This window comes from Citrobacter sp. S55_ASV_140 (assembly GCF_018919505.1).
GTDB lineage: Bacteria > Pseudomonadota > Gammaproteobacteria > Enterobacterales > Enterobacteriaceae > Citrobacter > Citrobacter werkmanii.
On record NZ_JAHLQZ010000001.1, the window covers coordinates 17237 to 33106 of the forward strand.

The following is a 15870-nucleotide window of genomic DNA, read 5'->3' on the forward strand; positions in this document are numbered from 1 at the left end:
TCATCAGAAAAGTGAAAACATCAGCGCGACGGGAAAGCTCATTGGCCAGGTCGCCCCGACTAATACCGCGCTGAGAAAACGAATCCGCTTTTTCTCGCGTGACAGAAACCAGGTGATGATTGCCGTAATAGCGGCCATCACCGCATAAAAGACCAACATTTTTTGGTACAGAGACATGTAAGGCATCCTGGCCGGAAGGTAAAATCGCGCGCAATATGCTCTTTTTCATGACTCACATCAAGTTTTATTAATTATTTTAAGAGAAACGGCGGTAAAACAACCCGTTTTCATTATGTTCAGAATTCGTACTATTGCGGATAGTTATAACCCGTACTATACCCATAGGGGTTAAAACGAAAGGTGGCACAAATGAATGTTTCCAGTAAAACTGTGGTGCTGATAAATATATTTGCTGCTGTAGGACTTTTCAGTCTGATTTCCGCAAGGTTCGGCTGGTTTGCTTGATGTGACTCTTCTGAATTAATTGCAGCGTCCACTGGCAGAGAGGGTTTTCTCTCTGCCATTAGCCAACGATCTTCCCACTCTACCTTCATCCGGTAAATCATCCTTAGGATGTAATATCCCTAATCCTTCTGCGGCATTATTTGCCAGTAAAGCGGGCTGGCGTGGTGCCGGTATGCTGACGGAAAAATGCAATAAAAGCACTGTCACTGACAAATTCCAGATGTTGCGCCACCTGACTACCAGGACTCCCGTCAGCCAGCATTTCCATGGCTTTTAACAGTCTAAATTGCTGCCGCCAGTGCTGATAATTCATCCCGGTATCTCTGATGAAGATCCGGCTGATGGTCTTCTCACACGCCCCAACCCGTTGGGACAACTGATTCAGTCGCGGTGGCAACGCCCCCATGCGCAATTGCTCAAGCCATACGTCCAGCCGTGGATCTGAGGGAAATTGTAATGTCCAGTTTTCACTACGTGAGGCCCGCAATTCCTCACAAAAAACGGTGATGAGGCTGGCCTGTTGCACCGCAGGCATATCCCATGACCAAAAGGCCATGCGTTCTATGACTTCGAAAAAAAGTGGATTAACCTCGACGATATGCATTGGCAGATCGGATAACGGCAGCGAGGATGAAAAGTACAAAGAACGATAAGCCATTACGCCACGCATGATGGCGCGATGAACCGTACCGGCTGGGATCCAGACCGCACGCCGTGGCGGCAGCAGGCACAGGGCCTGCTCCAGTTCAATCGTGATGCTCCCCGCCGCCGAAAAAAGGAGTTGATGACGAAGGTGGCTATGTCGTCCGGAATCGTGTACGCCCATATCGGCGGCAATCCCAATTACCGGGTTATCAAAGCTATCCGCATCGAAAATTTCATCGGGGGCAATTTTCATTATCTGTCCGATATTTGATATATAAAGTCCTGATAATAGTAATAAGACAGCCCGCTTTCAGCAATAATTCCCGCCTGTTTTCGGTCTCTTCGGATATTGCTATGAATATTCTTCGTCGTCCGCCGCTTTGGCTGCTCACTCTGCTGATAATGTTTCCGCAACTGGTGGAAACCATTTACAGCCCGGCATTGCCAGGTATCGCTACCGCTTTTCACATAAGCAGTGAACGTGCAGCTCAAACACTCTCCGTTTACTTTGTGGCCTTCGCCGTCGGTGTGGCGATGTGGGGCTGGCTGAGCGACAGTATCGGACGACGGCGGGCGATGCTGGCAGGACTAATCTGCTACGGCACAGGTTGTGCATTGGCCATTGTTGCCACCAATTTCAACGTGTTGCTGCTGGCGCGGATGGTGTCAGCCATCGGAGCGGCTGCCGGGTCAGTCGTGGTACAGACCATATTGAGGGACTGTTATGAATCAACCACGCTATCCCGCGTCTTTTCTGTGATGGGCGCTGCGCTGGCCCTGAGTCCGGTTTTCGGCCTGCTAAGCGGAGGTTGGCTGGTGTGCCTGTATGGTCATATCGGTGTATTCGTTGCTCTTGTTTTGCTGGCGATATTACTGCTCATACTGACAGCAACCCGTTTGCCGGAAACAAGGCCGGAGAATACGATCCGCCCGCGGATGGCTGTGCTCCTTCTCCGCATGGCACGGGACGATGAGCTGTGGAAAAATGCTATGCTGATCGCCCTGTTAAATACCATGCTGTTTAGCTATTACAGTCTGGCGCCATTTCTTTTCAGACAGTTGGGATGGAGTTCCAGAGCCTTTGGCTGGACGGGGGTGTTACTTGCGCTTGCTTCGCTGTCGGGAAGCCTGTTGAATCGGCGTCTGTTAACGACAGGTCTGACGCCGCAACAGCTGGTACGTCATGCCTGTGTGCTGGCCATGTTCTCAGGTCTGGCGGCGTGGTGGCTACAGCATACTGCATGGATCCTGATACCGGTGTTTGGGGTGGTACTGGCCTATGGTATCGCCATTCCCAATGTATTGAGCCAGGCACTGCGTCGCTATCGTGAACAAGCCGGGGCCGCTGGTGCTTTGTTCGGGTTAAGCTATTACCTGTTGCTGGGAATGATGCTGGGATTGGCTGGCATGGTGCAACAACTGGGGCTGGTGCTGAGCGTCTGTGCGCTACTTGCCTGGCTTTGCAGCTACCGCCGCTGATAACTGGACGGTATACCTGAAAGCACAAAGCCCCGGCGTTAAGCTGGGGCTTTGTCGTATCAATTAGCCTGACCTCGCGGATATTTCCAACTTACCGCCGTCCGATGGCGACGAGGCCAGTGGCGCGAATAGTATAGAGACCCGTTTGCTAATTTTTAGCTATCCGTGCCTCATTAGGAGTTCACGTCTAAATTGTTACTCATGCTTGATCATGACATGGCGAACAATCGTGTAATCCTCAAGCCCGTACACCGACATATCTTTGCCATAACCAGACTGTTTTTGCCCACCGTGCGGCATCTCGCTGACCAGCGTGAAGTGGGTATTGACCCAGGTGCAACCATATTGCAGACGAGCACTGAACCGATGCGCGCGGCCGACGTCCCGGGTCCAGACAGAAGATGCCAGTCCGTATTTCGAATCATTCGCCCACGCCAGTACCTGGTCTTCATCATCAAATACGGTCACGCTGACCACCGGACCAAAAACTTCCCGCTGCACGATGGCATCTTCTTGCTTTGCCCCGGCCAGCAGCGTTGGGGCAAAGTAGTAGCCTGCGCCGTCCACTTTTTTACCACCGGTGATAACCTTAATATGCCCCAGGGCTTTGGCCTCATCGACCGCTTTGGCCACGCGATCAAGATGTGCCTGCGAACTTACCGGTCCCAGCTCCGTCGATTCGTCGTTCGGCGCGCCAATTTTCAGGCTGGCAACCGCCGCGCCAAGTTTCTCAACCAACGCGTCATAAATGCCTTTCTGGGCATAGATTCGACAAGCGGCGGTACAGTCTTGTCCGGCGTTGTAATAACCAAAGGTTCGCACGCCGCTCACTACCGCATCCAGATCCGCATCATCAAAAATGATGACCGGGGCTTTGCCGCCCAGTTCCATATGTGTGCGCTTAATTGAAGACGCGGTATGCTGGATAATATGTTCGCCGGTGGCAATAGAGCCGGTCAATGAAACCATGCGGACCTTTTCATGTCCGGTCAGCGGATCGCCCACGGTTTTTCCACGGCCAAACAGCACGTTGACAACGCCTGCCGGATAAATATCTTTGGCAAACTCGGCCAGTTTAAGCGCGGTCAATGGGGTAATTTCCGACGGTTTAATCACCACGCAGTTCCCCGCCGCCAGCGCCGGAGCCAGTTTCCACGCCGCCATCATCAGCGGATAGTTCCACGGGGCAATAGAGGCGACCACGCCCAGCGGATCCCGGCGAATCATTGACGTATGCCCTTCCAGATACTCTCCGGCGGCCTGTCCTTGCAGGGTGCGGGCCGCCCCGGCAAAGAAGCGGAAAACATCGACGATGGCCGGAATTTCATCGTTGAGCACACAATGCAGCGGCTTACCGCAGTTGAGCGATTCCAGCTCAGCGAAGGTTTGCGCGTTATCCGCGATAGCATCCGCCAGTTTCAGCAGTAACTCGGAACGTACTTTCGGTGTGGTTTGTCCCCAACTGGCAAAGGCACTGTCGGCCGCACGGACCGCGGCATCAACCTGCGTGGCTGAGGCCTCGGCAATCTCCAGAATGCATTCACCAGTTGCAGGGTTATAGACTGGCTGCTTTTCACCTTCACCGTTGACCAGCTCGCCATTAATCAGTAATTGATGTTGCATAGCAATTTCCCATATCGTCGTTTATTTACCGTTTCCGGCGAGAGTGTCGCCTTCACGCGTTAGCCACCAGGCCCCTAAAATTGGCAGTGTAGTCACCAGCATTACCAGCAATGCCACAACGTTGGTGACAGGCACATCCCGTGGACGACCCAGTTGATTGAGCAGCCACAAAGGAAGTGTTCTTTCATGTCCGGCGGTGAACGTTGTCACGATGATTTCATCAAATGACAAGGCAAACGCCAGCATTCCGCCCGCCAGCAGTGCTGATGCCAGGTTCGGCAGCACCACGTAACGAAAGGTTTGCCAGCCGTTGGCGCCAAGATCCATAGACGCTTCAACCAGACTCCATGAGGTACGGCGAAAACGCGCCACAACGTTGTTAAACACCACCACCACGCAAAACGTCGCATGCCCCACCACGATCGTGAGAAAACCCGGTTCCAGGTTGATGGTTTTAAACGCCGTCAACAGCGCCAGACCGGTGATGATCCCCGGTAACGCGATTGGCAACAGCAGCAACAGCGATATTGCACTCTTGCCAAAAAAGTCCCTGCGCCACAGCGCGGCAGCGGCCAGCGTCCCCAGAACGAGAGCAATAGCCGTCGACAACGCAGCGATTTTAAGTGACAACGTCACAGACTCCAGAATATCGCTACGCTGCGCCGCAACGCTAAACCACTTCAGCGTCAACCCCTGCGGTGGAAAACTAAAAGCAGCCTCCTCAGTATTAAAAGCATAGGTGGCGATGATGAGGATGGGAAAGTGCAGGAAAATAACCCCGCCCCATGCCGCCAGTTTGAGTAACCAGGGTGCGCGTTCAGAGTGCATCGAAAGCTCCCAGACGCTTCACGAACGCCAGATACAGTGCGATTAACACAATCGGCACCAGAGTAAATGCCGCCGCCATCGGCATATTGCCGATCGCCCCTTGTTGCGAATACACCATGTTGCCGATGAAATACCCCGGCGGTCCCACCAGTTGCGGCACGATAAAATCGCCCAACGTCAGAGAGAAAGTAAAGATAGATCCCGCCGCGATACCGGGTATTGCCAGCGGAAAAACCACATAGCGGAAGGTTTGACGCGGGCGCGCGCCCAAATCAGCGGAAGCCTGTAACAGTGACGGCGGAAGCCTCTCCAATGCGGCCTGTACCGGGAGGATCATAAACGGCAACCAGATGTAAACGAACACCAGAAAGCGCCCTAACCCTGAGGTCGACAACGTATTGCCGCCGACAGCTGGTAGCGTCAGGAACGAAAGCAGCAGCGGCTCCAGCCCAAGATGGGTTAAAAACCACTGCGCCACACCGTCTTTCGCCAACAGTAACGTCCACGCGTAGGCTTTAACAATGTAACTGGCCCACATCGGCAGCATCACCGCAATGTAAAAAAAGGCTTTCATTTTGCCGCTGGTATAGCGCGCCATATACCACGCCATCGGAAACGCCAGAATCGCGCTGGCAATGGTGACCGCTATCGCCATCGTCAGGGTACGCAAAATGATGTCGTAGTTGGCGGGATTAAACAGCGCCTGCAGATTCGCCAGCGTCAGGTCCGGCGTGACCGACATGGTGAAATCGTCGAAGGTATAAAAACCTTGCCACAACAGCGTCAGCAGTGAGCCAAAGTAGACGATACCAAACCACATCAGCGGCCCGAGAAGCAGTAAAAACAGCCCCAGCCCCGGATTACGCCAGAAGAAACCGGAGATCTTGTTCAGATTTGTCGGTTGCGATGGCGAATGTAAGATGTTCATAGCCATTCACCTCTCCTCAACCAACGGCACCATCACGTCGCGTGACCACGATGCCATCACCTGCTGACCCGGCGACAGCGTTGACGGCAGCATTTCTCCCGTCAGGTTCGCCTGGCTCACCAGTAATTTTTCACCGCCAGCCAGTTTCAGTTCAAACCGTGTCGCCGCGCCCTGGTACTGCACCGCCTGGATAACGCCCGGAGCCTGGACGTCTCCCCCGGCATCATTCAACCGAATGTGTTCCGGACGCAGGGAAAACATTCCCTGTAGCCCGCAAACGTTCGCTGACATCGTGGCATCAAAGACATTGGACGTCCCGACGAAGCTCGCCACAAACGGTGTCCGTGGACGCATGTACAGTTCACGCGGAGAATCCACCTGTTCGATACGACCGTTATTAAACACCGCCACACGGTCAGACATCGACAGCGCTTCGCCCTGATCGTGAGTGACAAAAATGAAGGTGATACCGAGAGATTGCTGTAACTTCTTCAGCTCTAATTGCATCTGTTCGCGCAACTTAAGATCCAACGCCCCGAGCGGCTCATCCAACAGCAGAACGCGCGGTTCATTGACCAGCGCCCTGGCAATCGCCACGCGCTGACGTTGTCCGCCGGAAAGCTGTGACGGTTTGCGCTCATGAACAAAACCGAGTGCGACTTTATCAAGCGCCTCACGGGCTTTGGCGTGACGCTGTTTTTTATCAATCCCTTTGACCATCAGCCCGTAAGCGACGTTGTCGAGGATCGACATATGTGGGAATAGCGCGTAGTCCTGAAATACCGTATTGACGTCCCGCTCCCAGGGGGGCAATTCGCTGGCCTGTTTTCCAAAAATGGTGATTGCGCCGCCTGAAAGCTGCTCGAACCCGGCAATCAGACGCAGGCAGGTGGTCTTGCCGGAGCCGGATGGCCCCAGCATTGAGAAAAACTCCCCGTCGTTAATCGCAATACTCACGCCATCAACTGCACGAACATCCCCGTACAGACGCGAGACGTTATGAAACTCTACTGCGTACGTCATAAAACCCCCAGCGGAATTAACGACCGCCCATAATGGCGATGTAATCCTGCGTCCAGCGACTGTAAGGAACGAATTTGCCGCCTTCCGCAATTGGCGTTTTCCAGAAAGCGATTTTGTCAAAGTAGCTATAGCCGTTGGTTTCACAGCCCTTTTCACCCAGCAGCGGGCTGGCTTTACATCCTTCAGGCACCACTGGCAGAGAACCAAACCAGGCCGCTACGTCGCCCTGTACTTTCGGGGTTAATGACCAGTTCATCCATTTGTAAGCACACACCGGGTGTTTCGCTGCACTGTGCAGCATGGTGGTGTCAGCCCAGCCGGTAACCCCTTCTTTTGGGAAAACCGTGGCAACAGGCTGACCTTCGGCTTTCAGGGCGTTAGCCTGATAAGGCCAGGCGCTGGATGCCACCACGCCTTCGTTTTTGAAGTCACTCATTTGCACAGTGGTATCGTGCCAATAGCGATGGATTAGCGCATGTTGATCGCTCAGGACTTTGATAACCGCCTGGTACTGTTGTTCGGTGAGTTGGTAGGGATCGGTGATGCCTAATTGCGGCTGGGTGGCTTTAACGAATAACGCGGCATCGGCAATATAGATCGGACCATCATAGGCTTGCACGCGTCCTTTATTGCTTTTTCCATCCTCGAGTTTTTGCTCAACAAACACCACGTTCCAGCTATCCGGCGGCGTTGGGAAGGTTTTGGTGTTATACATCAGCAAGTTTGGTCCCCACTGATACGGGGTGCCGTACACTTTTCCGCCAACGTTAAACCACTCGCCTTTCACCACGCGTGGATCGATAGTTTTCCAGTTTGGGATCAGCGCGGTATTAATCGGCTGCACGCGTTTACCCATAATCAGACGCAGTGAAGCGTCACCGGACGCGGTCACCAGGTCGTAGCCGCCTTTTGCCATCAGGCTGACCATCTCATCCGATGTGGCCGCCGTTTTCACATTGACCGCGCAGCCGGTATCTTTCTCAAACTGCGAGACCCAGTCATATTGTTTATCGGTTTGTCCGCGTTCGATATAACCCGGCCAGGCAATAATATCCAGGCGGCCTTCTGGTTTATCTAATGATGTCGGGGGTTCGGCTGCCTGTGCAGTCATCAGCGTCATACTGAGCGCACACAGGCTACTGAGGGCAAATTGCTTGCTCATAACATCTTACTCCTGTCTAAAAAATATTGAGCGGCAGCCTTGCCGTAAATATATGTCCTTTCCTAAAAATAGTCGGGGTGTGCTAAGCGTTCCTGCTGGCGCAAGGAAATTTAATCAGGTTGTGAGCTAACGCTCATTACGCTACTGATTCAGACTGGGTGTTTTAATCTTCTGGAGTATAGACAAGGAGTTAGCTGCAAAGGTGGCAATAGTTAGAACTATTGATTTTTTGTATGGTAGCACCCGATATAAATAACATCAGGGTTCGGTATTCTCTATTTCGAAAATAAGAACGCACTATTCTTTTATATTGAATAGCGCGTTACATTTTATTTCATCATGTCGCGAATTAATTTTCCAAGCTGTTTCACCGCCAGTTCCTCGCGTTCCCCCCAGTGCCATGCGGTATTAAAGCGAAAGAAACGTGTCCAGCTTCCCGAGGTTGAGAACATTTTTCCCGGCGCAATGCTGATGTGGTGCGCCAGCGCTTGCGTACTGAGCTCTCCCGCATCCAGCGGTTCCGGCAGTTCGAGCCACAGAAAATAGCCGCTGTCGTTGTGGTGAATTTTGACCTCCGCCGGAAGATGGCGCAGTAGCGTTTGCCAGGCCTGCTGTTTGCGTTCCGCAAGCTGACGGCGTAAACGACGCAAATGCGCGTCATAGCGTCGTGTTGACAGATAGTCGACGAGTGCAAGCTGCATGGGAGAACTGGTGGATAAGGTGCTCATTAGCTGGAGTCGCTGAATGCGCCGGGCATGTTTCCCCGCCGCCACCCAGCCAATGCGAAATCCGGGCACCAGGCATTTTGAGAATGATGAGCAATGCAGAACGCTATCGCTGCGATCCCAGGCTTTAGCGGGGAGCGGTTTTTCCCGGCCAAAGTAAAGTTCGCTATAAACATCATCTTCAATCAGCATCACATGATATTTCTCCAGTAATGCAACCAGATGCGCTTTTTTCTCTGCGCTGAGCGTAAACCCCAGCGGATTTTGGCTGTTGGTCATCAACCAGCACGCTTTTACCGGATACTCCTGCAACGCCTGCTCCAGCGCGGCCAGATCGATCCCCTCTTTGACATCAGTGGCAACAGACAGCGCCTTCAGACGTAATCGCTCCAGTGCCTGCAATGCGCCATAAAAACAGGGGTTTTCGACAATCACCCAGTCCCCCGGTTCAGTGACCGCCTGCAGACTCAGGTTGAGAGCTTCAAGCGCACCGGTGGTGATCACAATTTCGTCAGGTGAAATGGTCATTCCCTGTTGGGCATAGCGACGGGCAATGGCATGGCGCAATTCATGATTCCCCGGCGGCAGGTTTTCAATCACGCTCATAGCCGTGGCCGTTTTACTCACCTGCGCCAGCGAGCGGTTTAACTGCTGAAGGGGAAACAGACGCGGGTCAGGGAATGCAGAGGCAAATGGCATTACTGACGCATCCCGGCTGGCCTGCAGCATATCAAAAATGTAGGTGTTGATATCCACCGCTTCGTCGCGCATCACCTGCACCTGAGGTGCTGCAGAATGACGTTCAGGGCGCGCGGCAACATAATAACCCGACTGGGGGCGGGCAATAATCCGCCCCTGGCTTTCCAACAACTGATATGCGTGGCCAACGGTCATAAAACTCATCCCGCTACTGACCACCTGCTCACGCAATGAAGGCAGACGATCGCCGGGTTGCCATACGCCAGACGCGATTTGATCGCGAATTTGCTCTGCCAGTCGCTGGTACTTTTTCATCTTTCGTCCTGATTACCGGTGTTGGTGACAACCACTATATATATCAGTTTACATAATCAAGACATTTTTTATAACTGTTATAGTTAACAGTTTTACAACATCGTTACCGACAGTTCTTTTCCTAAAGCGCGGGCAGCTATCTGCACAGCATCAATTTTTGTCGCGTGCTTTAAATCGAATAAACGGGTGATTTCCTGCTTAGGCCTGCCGATCCTGTTTGCCAACTCCTGCTGGGTAATATTCGATTCAAGGAAGGCATTTAACAACAGAACCTTAGACGCAACGCTCAGTGGTATTTCCACATAGTCAGCGCCAGCGACAACCGCTGAAGGCAAAGGAATCGGTTCGTTATCGTCGAAATAGAATTCAAAAGCGGTGACCAATGCGGCCTGCGCAGCCTGCAAAGCATCATGGCGAGTTTCTCCCTGAGTTAATGCTTCAGGAATATCCGGAAAAGACACCATGAACCCACCTTCTACGGCGGGTATTAGATTAACGGGATAACGCATAATTTTCTCAAAATTTCTCATATAGTCAGCCTTATAGAGATGATGATTACTGTAAGCCAGGCTGCTTTTGGATCGCTTTTCGCAGGGCCTCTTTTATCTCATCACCAGGATGCCTGGGCATAACGCTACGCCTTCCCTGATACCTCAACTTCAGATGATTTGAGCCGTTTGTAACTTTAACTCCCTGAGATTCAAGCCAGCGTCTGAACTCACTTTGCTTCACTGCGCCTCCCTGTCGTCTATTATATACACAAAGTAAACATTTATGCTTACTTTTTGATTGTGTTGCTATTAATAACGCAACATCACTAGCGTGGGGAGGACGCTATTTAATAACAGGAATCCAGCTTCCAGATTTCATATCAGCCAGGCCAACCTATAACAGAGCGACAACTGTTATGGTTAAAAAGAACTGTTCTGTTTCTGCCCTCCATTGCTTCCCAGGCTTAGAATTGCGCCAAATCAATTTTGCCTGCGGAGTTAAGCATGTTCGGTCTTGACGCGTTTCACCTGGCGAGGATCCAGTTCGCGTTTACGGTATCCTTTCACATTATCTTTCCGGCCATTACCATCGGCCTCGCCAGTTATCTGGCAGTGCTCGAAGGGCTGTGGCTAAAAACGAAAAATCCCACCTGGCGCTCGCTATATCATTTCTGGTCGAAAATATTCGCCGTAAACTTTGGTATGGGCGTGGTTTCCGGGCTGGTGATGGCCTATCAATTCGGCACCAACTGGAGTGGTTTTTCCGAGTTCGCCGGGAGCATCACCGGACCGCTGCTGACCTATGAAGTGTTAACCGCCTTTTTCCTCGAAGCGGGTTTCCTGGGCGTAATGCTGTTCGGCTGGAATCGCGTGGGGCCAGGCCTGCACTTCTTCGCGACCTGTATGGTTGCGTTGGGTACCATTATTTCTACCTTCTGGATCCTCGCCTCCAACAGCTGGATGCAGACGCCGCAAGGCTACGAAATCGTTAATGGTCAGGTTGTTCCCGTCGACTGGTTCGCTGTTATTTTCAATCCTTCATTTCCTTATCGTTTGCTGCATATGTCCGTTGCCGCCTTCCTCAGCAGCGCGTTATTTGTCGCCGCTTCTGCGGCGTGGCATTTGCTGCGCGGAAATAATACGCCAGCTATTCGCGCTATGTTTTCGATGGCGCTGTGGATGACATTAATCGTCGCCCCGCTCCAGGCATTGATTGGTGATATGCACGGTTTGAATACGCTGAAACACCAGCCGGCAAAAATTGCGGCGATTGAAGGACACTGGGAAAATCCGCCCGGTGAACCCACTCCGCTATTGCTGTTCGGCTGGCCGGATATGGAACAGGAGCGTACCCGCTATGGACTGGAAATCCCGGCGCTGGGCAGTCTGATCCTGACCCACAGTCTGGATAAACAAGTCCCGGCCCTGAAAGAGTTTCCTAAAGAAGACCGGCCCAATTCAACCATGGTGTTCTGGTCGTTTCGCATTATGGCAGGGCTAGGCATGCTGATGATCCTGCTGGGCGCGATCGCCCTGCGGCTACGTTACAAGCAGCGGCTATACACCTCACGTCCTTTCCTGCGTTTTGCATTATGGATGGGGCCCTCCGGTCTGATTGCTATTCTGGCTGGCTGGGTAACCACTGAAGTTGGCCGTCAACCGTGGGTGGTCTACGGTCTGCAACGTACTGCGGATGCAGTTTCCGCGCATGGCGATTTACATATGAGCATCAGCTTGCTGTCATTCTTTGTGGTGTACAGCTCCGTATTTGGCGTCGGTTACAGCTACATGATCCGCCTGATCCGTAAAGGGCCACAGGAACATGAACCGTCAACGCCGCCATCCGGCACGCCTGCACGACCGCTTTCTGCTGCAGTTCTCGATTCTCAACCGGAGGCTCACCGCTAATGGGTATCGATTTATCAGTTATCTGGTTTGTCATTATCGTGTTCGCCACGTTGATGTATATCGTGATGGACGGTTTCGATCTCGGTATCGGCATTTTATTTCCTGCTATTCAGGATGCGGATGACCGTGATGTGATGGTGAATAGCGTCGCCCCCGTGTGGGACGGCAATGAAACGTGGCTGGTACTGGGCGGAGCCGGACTATTCGGCGCTTTCCCCCTGGCCTATGCGGTGATTGTCGATGCGCTGACGATCCCACTCACCCTGATGCTGCTCGGCCTGATTTTTCGCGGCGTCGCTTTTGAGTTTCGCTTCAATGCCACGCCGGCACATCGACCATTCTGGGATAAAGCTTTTCTCGGCGGTTCAATTCTGGCGACATTCACTCAGGGCATCGTAGTAGGTGCAGTACTTAACGGATTTTCTGTCACCGGACGCAGCTACAGCGGCGGCCCTTTCGACTGGCTGACCCCGTTCACGCTGTTCTGCGGTGTTGGCCTGGTCGTGGCTTACGCCCTGCTGGGGGCCACATGGCTGGTGATGAAAAGCGAAAATCCGTTGCAGGATAAAATGCGCCGTGTGGCCAAAAAACTGCTGCTGGCGATGCTGGTTGTTATCGCCATTATCAGCCTATGGACGCCGCTGGCGCACAGTGCGATTGCCGAGCGCTGGTTTAGCCTGCCTAACCTGTGGTTCCTGATGCCGGTTCCGCTGCTGGTGGTGTTGTTCAGCATGTGGTTGTGGCGCTCGCTGGACCAACAGCACAGCCATGCACTGCCCTTTGTTTTGACGCTGGGATTGATCTTCCTTGGGTTCAGCGGTCTGGGGATCAGCATATGGCCGCATATCATTCCGCCATCCATTACGCTCTGGCAGGCGGCAGCGCCTGCGCAAAGTCAGGGCTTTATGTTGGTTGGCGCACTACTGATTATCCCGATAATCCTGGTGTATACCTTCTGGAGCTACTACGTTTTCCGCGGCAAAGTTCAACATGGTGAGGGGTATCATTGATGCAACAATCAATCTGGAAACGCCTGATGTGGCTGGTGATCCTCTGGGGCGGCAGCGTACTGGCCCTGGCCGCCGTCGGTATGTTCTTTCGTTTACTGATGACGGCTGCTGGCTTTAAGTCCTGATTCCCTCCCTGAAAACAACCGGGCAGCGCAATACTACCCGGTTGTAACAAATCCCAACGTTGACCAAACAAAAATGCAAAAAACATCTCATTGGCAAAACAGAGATTGCCATTTCCCCGATTAAAATATTGAATAGTCACCTGGCGAAATTATCGCCACTTCCGCTGCTAACGTACCAGAGGGTTCACGATGTTTAAGAAAGGGTTAACGGTGTTATTGCTGGCCAGCGCGCTTTTTTCGGGTCAACTTCTCGCAACCAATCAGGGACATGAGTATCTTCAGGTGCAGGATGCCGATCACGTATTACGGCACACCGCCGACAGCGATGAACTGCGCGTGACGGCGGAAGAATCCGCCGCCGATCTTCGCGAACATCATTACTGGCAAAAATCACGCAAACCTGATACTCACCAGGGTTAAGGTTTACGCTTTGGCAATGTTTTCATCAGTTCTTCGGGACTGACGGAAGCGACGATGCTGCCCGGCAACGGCATTTTCAGAATATGATGTTTCATCTTGCCGATTACATGCATTTCGCACGGTCGGCAATCAAATTTCAGCGTCAGAACTTCATCGCCGTTTACCAACTGCATCGGTGTCGCTTTCCAGCTCTTGATGTTTCCTTTCGCCTGTTTCGGACACAGGTTAAATGCAAAACGCAGACAATGTTTGGTGATCATCACCGGCACATCGCCCTTTTCTTCATGCGCTTCATAGGCCGCATCAATCAACTGAACGCCATAACGGTGATAAAACTCACGCGCTTTATGGTTGTAGACGTTTGCCAGGAAGCTCAGATGCGTTTGTGGATACACCGGCGCCGGCTGTGACACCGGTTTGCGACTGCCGCGCTGATAGTTTTGCAAACGCGCCGCATCCAGCATGTCGACAGCTTCACGTCGCAGTTGATTGAGTTGACCGTTTGGCACAAACAGCGCCCCCGGGAGATTAACCTGAATATCGCGGGCGTAATAAAGCGTTTGTCCAAGTTTGGCCAGACCATCCTGCAGGTTGCTTAACGCTTTTTCCGCATTGTTCGCTTCGTCAAAGTGGCCGTCCAGCGTATGCGTGATGCTCACCCCCTCTTCACTGGTGAGCGTCAGGATCAACTGCTCCTGCCAGCCGCCCAGTTCAATATCAACCGCGATACGACGTTCGCTGGAGGTTTTGGTTAACGCCTGCTGCCAGTTATGATCGAGATTACGGTTCAGCGGATGATGCGCACGCACTTTGTGCAAATCGGCTGGCATTTCATTCGGCCACACCCGATATCGATTGTGCCCCGTTTTTTCAACGGTATTGGCACGGAAACCAACCACCTCACGCTTGATTAACACGTTCAGACCATCGCCGTTCGCCAGCGGCTCGGTGACCTCAACATCCAGATGATCTTTCGCGACCTTCAGGACTTCACCAACCGGCAGACCAATGAATTTTGGCGAGTCAAACGCGCCGATATCGCCCTTACGCGCATTGACAAAATAATCGGTGCTACCGCGATGGAAGGTTTTTTCCGTAGAGGGGGTAAAGAAATGTTCGGTGCGTCCGGCTGATGAACGGGCAAGGTCGCCGCGCTCTTCAATGATGGCGTCGAGCATCTGACGATAATGCGCGGTAATATTCTTCACATAGCTCATGTCTTTGTAGCGCCCTTCGATTTTGAAAGAGCGCACGCCTGCATCAATCAACGCGCCCAGGTTGGCGGTCTGATCGTTATCTTTCATCGACAGCAGGTGTTTTTCATAGGACACCACGCGCCCCTGATCGTCTTTCAGGGTATACGGCAGACGGCAAGCCTGGGAACAGTCGCCGCGGTTAGCGCTACGTCCGGTTTGCGCATGTGAAATATAACACTGACCTGAATAGGCAACGCACAACGCACCGTGAATGAAAAATTCAATGGTCGCGTCCGTGGCCTGGTGGATGGCGTTAATTTGCTCAAGGCTCAGTTCCCGCGCCAGGACAATCTGGGTAAATCCGACATCAGACAGAAACTTCGCCTTCTCGACGCTGCGAATATCACACTGCGTGCTGGCATGCAGCTCAATGGGGGGAATATCCAGCTCCAGAATCCCCATATCCTGCACAATCAGAGCATCAACACCGGTCTGGTACAGATCGGTAATTAATCGCTGTGCGGGCTCCAGTTCATCATCGTGCAAAATCGTATTCAGCGTCACAAAGATTTTCGCCCCGAAGCGATGAGCGAATGGCACCAGTTCGGCGATATCTTTCAGGCTGTTGCTGGCGTTATGACGCGCGCCAAATCCCGGTCCGCCAATGTAAACGGCGTCTGCGCCGTGCAGAATGGCTTCGCGCGCAATGGCGGTATCCCGAGCCGGGCTTAACAATTCAAGGTGATGAGGTTGCTGGCGCATACAGTTGTTACCATCCACAAGCGGTAAAAATGGCGGCTATTGTAGTCACAAGCGCGGCATTTCGGA

The 15870-nt window shown here is 52.6% G+C and carries 16 protein-coding genes and 1 pseudogene; 6 read left to right on the forward strand and 11 right to left on the reverse strand.

The genetic code is table 11. The annotated features are described in order from the left end of the window. Window positions 1-3 precede the first annotated feature (3 nt). Entirely contained in the window at window positions 4-177 is a 174-nt protein-coding gene (locus KQJ18_RS00075; RefSeq protein ID WP_069324931.1) for a GhoT/OrtT family toxin, read from the reverse strand. Window positions 178-369: 192 nt separating this feature from the next. Between KQJ18_RS00075 and yncL the strand changes: the two genes are divergently transcribed. Then, on the forward strand, window positions 370-465 hold the full coding sequence (gene yncL / locus KQJ18_RS00080) for a stress response membrane protein YncL (protein ID WP_071524268.1): 96 nt from the start codon (window positions 370-372) through the stop codon (window positions 463-465). Window positions 466-584: 119 nt separating this feature from the next. Here the strand turns inward: yncL and KQJ18_RS00085 are convergent. Next, window positions 585-1363, reverse strand: a pseudogene (locus KQJ18_RS00085) (helix-turn-helix transcriptional regulator). 101 nt (window positions 1364-1464) lie between these two features. On the opposite strand from KQJ18_RS00085, the gene KQJ18_RS00090 reads away from it, so the two are divergent. Next, window positions 1465-2589 (forward strand): multidrug effflux MFS transporter, encoded by a 1125-nt coding sequence (locus KQJ18_RS00090; RefSeq protein ID WP_216421186.1) that lies wholly within the window; start codon window positions 1465-1467, stop codon window positions 2587-2589. 195 nt (window positions 2590-2784) lie between these two features. Here the strand turns inward: KQJ18_RS00090 and patD are convergent, their stop codons facing one another. From patD to KQJ18_RS00130, 8 genes are all read right to left on the reverse strand, one after another. After that, window positions 2785-4212, reverse strand: coding sequence for an aminobutyraldehyde dehydrogenase (gene patD, locus KQJ18_RS00095; RefSeq protein WP_038640724.1), 1428 nt, complete (start codon window positions 4210-4212; stop codon window positions 2785-2787). A gap of 21 nt (window positions 4213-4233) precedes the next feature. After that, the gene (locus KQJ18_RS00100; RefSeq protein ID WP_003020204.1) at window positions 4234-5040 is read right to left on the reverse strand and encodes an ABC transporter permease; all 807 of its coding nucleotides are present in this window, start codon (window positions 5038-5040) and stop codon (window positions 4234-4236) included. After that, window positions 5030-5974, reverse strand: coding sequence for an ABC transporter permease (locus KQJ18_RS00105; protein WP_216421187.1), 945 nt, complete (start codon window positions 5972-5974; stop codon window positions 5030-5032). The genes KQJ18_RS00100 and KQJ18_RS00105 overlap by 11 nt, the downstream gene beginning before the upstream one ends. Next, window positions 5975-6991, reverse strand: a complete 1017-nt coding sequence (locus KQJ18_RS00110; protein WP_121529078.1) for an ABC transporter ATP-binding protein — start codon at window positions 6989-6991, stop codon at window positions 5975-5977. 16 nt (window positions 6992-7007) lie between these two features. After that, the gene (gene ydcS / locus KQJ18_RS00115; protein WP_069324934.1) at window positions 7008-8153 is read right to left on the reverse strand and encodes a putative ABC transporter substrate-binding protein YdcS; all 1146 of its coding nucleotides are present in this window, start codon (window positions 8151-8153) and stop codon (window positions 7008-7010) included. A 329-nt stretch (window positions 8154-8482) separates the two neighbouring features. After that, the gene (locus tag KQJ18_RS00120; protein ID WP_069324935.1) at window positions 8483-9892 is read right to left on the reverse strand and encodes a PLP-dependent aminotransferase family protein; all 1410 of its coding nucleotides are present in this window, start codon (window positions 9890-9892) and stop codon (window positions 8483-8485) included. 92 nt (window positions 9893-9984) lie between these two features. After that, entirely contained in the window at window positions 9985-10401 is a 417-nt protein-coding gene (locus KQJ18_RS00125) for a type II toxin-antitoxin system HicB family antitoxin (RefSeq protein ID WP_087856629.1), read from the reverse strand. 46 nt (window positions 10402-10447) lie between these two features. Next, window positions 10448-10624, reverse strand: a complete 177-nt coding sequence (locus tag KQJ18_RS00130) for a type II toxin-antitoxin system HicA family toxin (RefSeq protein WP_137347305.1) — start codon at window positions 10622-10624, stop codon at window positions 10448-10450. A gap of 263 nt (window positions 10625-10887) precedes the next feature. Here KQJ18_RS00130 and KQJ18_RS00135 point away from each other — a divergent pair, with 263 nt between their 5' ends. The 4 genes from KQJ18_RS00135 to KQJ18_RS00150 all read left to right on the forward strand — a co-directional run bounded on the left by KQJ18_RS00135 (window position 10888) and on the right by KQJ18_RS00150 (window position 13846). Beyond that, window positions 10888-12291: a cytochrome ubiquinol oxidase subunit I gene (locus tag KQJ18_RS00135; RefSeq protein WP_085048164.1), complete on the forward strand. Its 1404-nt coding sequence runs from the start codon at window positions 10888-10890 to the stop codon at window positions 12289-12291. Further along, window positions 12291-13301 carry a cytochrome d ubiquinol oxidase subunit II gene (gene cydB / locus KQJ18_RS00140; protein WP_199952054.1) on the forward strand — a complete coding sequence of 337 codons (1011 nt, stop codon included), beginning with the start codon at window positions 12291-12293 and terminating at the stop codon, window positions 13299-13301. The genes KQJ18_RS00135 and cydB overlap by 1 nt, the downstream gene beginning before the upstream one ends. Next, window positions 13301-13426 carry a DUF2474 domain-containing protein gene (locus KQJ18_RS00145; RefSeq protein WP_064507023.1) on the forward strand — a complete coding sequence of 42 codons (126 nt, stop codon included), beginning with the start codon at window positions 13301-13303 and terminating at the stop codon, window positions 13424-13426. Before cydB ends, KQJ18_RS00145 begins: the two co-directional genes overlap by 1 nt. A gap of 189 nt (window positions 13427-13615) precedes the next feature. Further along, window positions 13616-13846: a DUF2554 family protein gene (locus KQJ18_RS00150; protein ID WP_038640744.1), complete on the forward strand. Its 231-nt coding sequence runs from the start codon at window positions 13616-13618 to the stop codon at window positions 13844-13846. Here KQJ18_RS00150 and KQJ18_RS00155 read toward each other — a convergent pair. Continuing rightward, the gene (locus KQJ18_RS00155) at window positions 13843-15804 is read right to left on the reverse strand and encodes a U32 family peptidase (protein WP_110498016.1); all 1962 of its coding nucleotides are present in this window, start codon (window positions 15802-15804) and stop codon (window positions 13843-13845) included. The genes KQJ18_RS00150 and KQJ18_RS00155 overlap by 4 nt on opposite strands. Window positions 15805-15870 lie beyond the last annotated feature (66 nt).

Coding starts and splice junctions, on each gene's coding strand:
- cydB (WP_199952054.1), top strand. CDS start 12,291: ATGGGTATCGATTTATCAGTTATCTGGTTTGTCATTATCGTGTTCGCC.
- KQJ18_RS00090 (WP_216421186.1), top strand. CDS start 1,465: ATGAATATTCTTCGTCGTCCGCCGCTTTGGCTGCTCACTCTGCTGATA.
- KQJ18_RS00105 (WP_216421187.1), bottom strand. CDS start 5,974: ATGGCTATGAACATCTTACATTCGCCATCGCAACCGACAAATCTGAAC.
- KQJ18_RS00125 (WP_087856629.1), bottom strand. CDS start 10,401: ATGCGTTATCCCGTTAATCTAATACCCGCCGTAGAAGGTGGGTTCATG.
- KQJ18_RS00075 (WP_069324931.1), bottom strand. CDS start 177: ATGTCTCTGTACCAAAAAATGTTGGTCTTTTATGCGGTGATGGCCGCT.
- KQJ18_RS00145 (WP_064507023.1), top strand. CDS start 13,301: ATGCAACAATCAATCTGGAAACGCCTGATGTGGCTGGTGATCCTCTGG.
- ydcS (WP_069324934.1), bottom strand. CDS start 8,153: ATGAGCAAGCAATTTGCCCTCAGTAGCCTGTGTGCGCTCAGTATGACG.
- KQJ18_RS00155 (WP_110498016.1), bottom strand. CDS start 15,804: ATGCGCCAGCAACCTCATCACCTTGAATTGTTAAGCCCGGCTCGGGAT.
- KQJ18_RS00150 (WP_038640744.1), top strand. CDS start 13,616: ATGTTTAAGAAAGGGTTAACGGTGTTATTGCTGGCCAGCGCGCTTTTT.
- KQJ18_RS00100 (WP_003020204.1), bottom strand. CDS start 5,040: ATGCACTCTGAACGCGCACCCTGGTTACTCAAACTGGCGGCATGGGGC.
- KQJ18_RS00135 (WP_085048164.1), top strand. CDS start 10,888: ATGTTCGGTCTTGACGCGTTTCACCTGGCGAGGATCCAGTTCGCGTTT.
- KQJ18_RS00120 (WP_069324935.1), bottom strand. CDS start 9,892: ATGAAAAAGTACCAGCGACTGGCAGAGCAAATTCGCGATCAAATCGCG.
- patD (WP_038640724.1), bottom strand. CDS start 4,212: ATGCAACATCAATTACTGATTAATGGCGAGCTGGTCAACGGTGAAGGT.
- KQJ18_RS00110 (WP_121529078.1), bottom strand. CDS start 6,991: ATGACGTACGCAGTAGAGTTTCATAACGTCTCGCGTCTGTACGGGGAT.
- yncL (WP_071524268.1), top strand. CDS start 370: ATGAATGTTTCCAGTAAAACTGTGGTGCTGATAAATATATTTGCTGCT.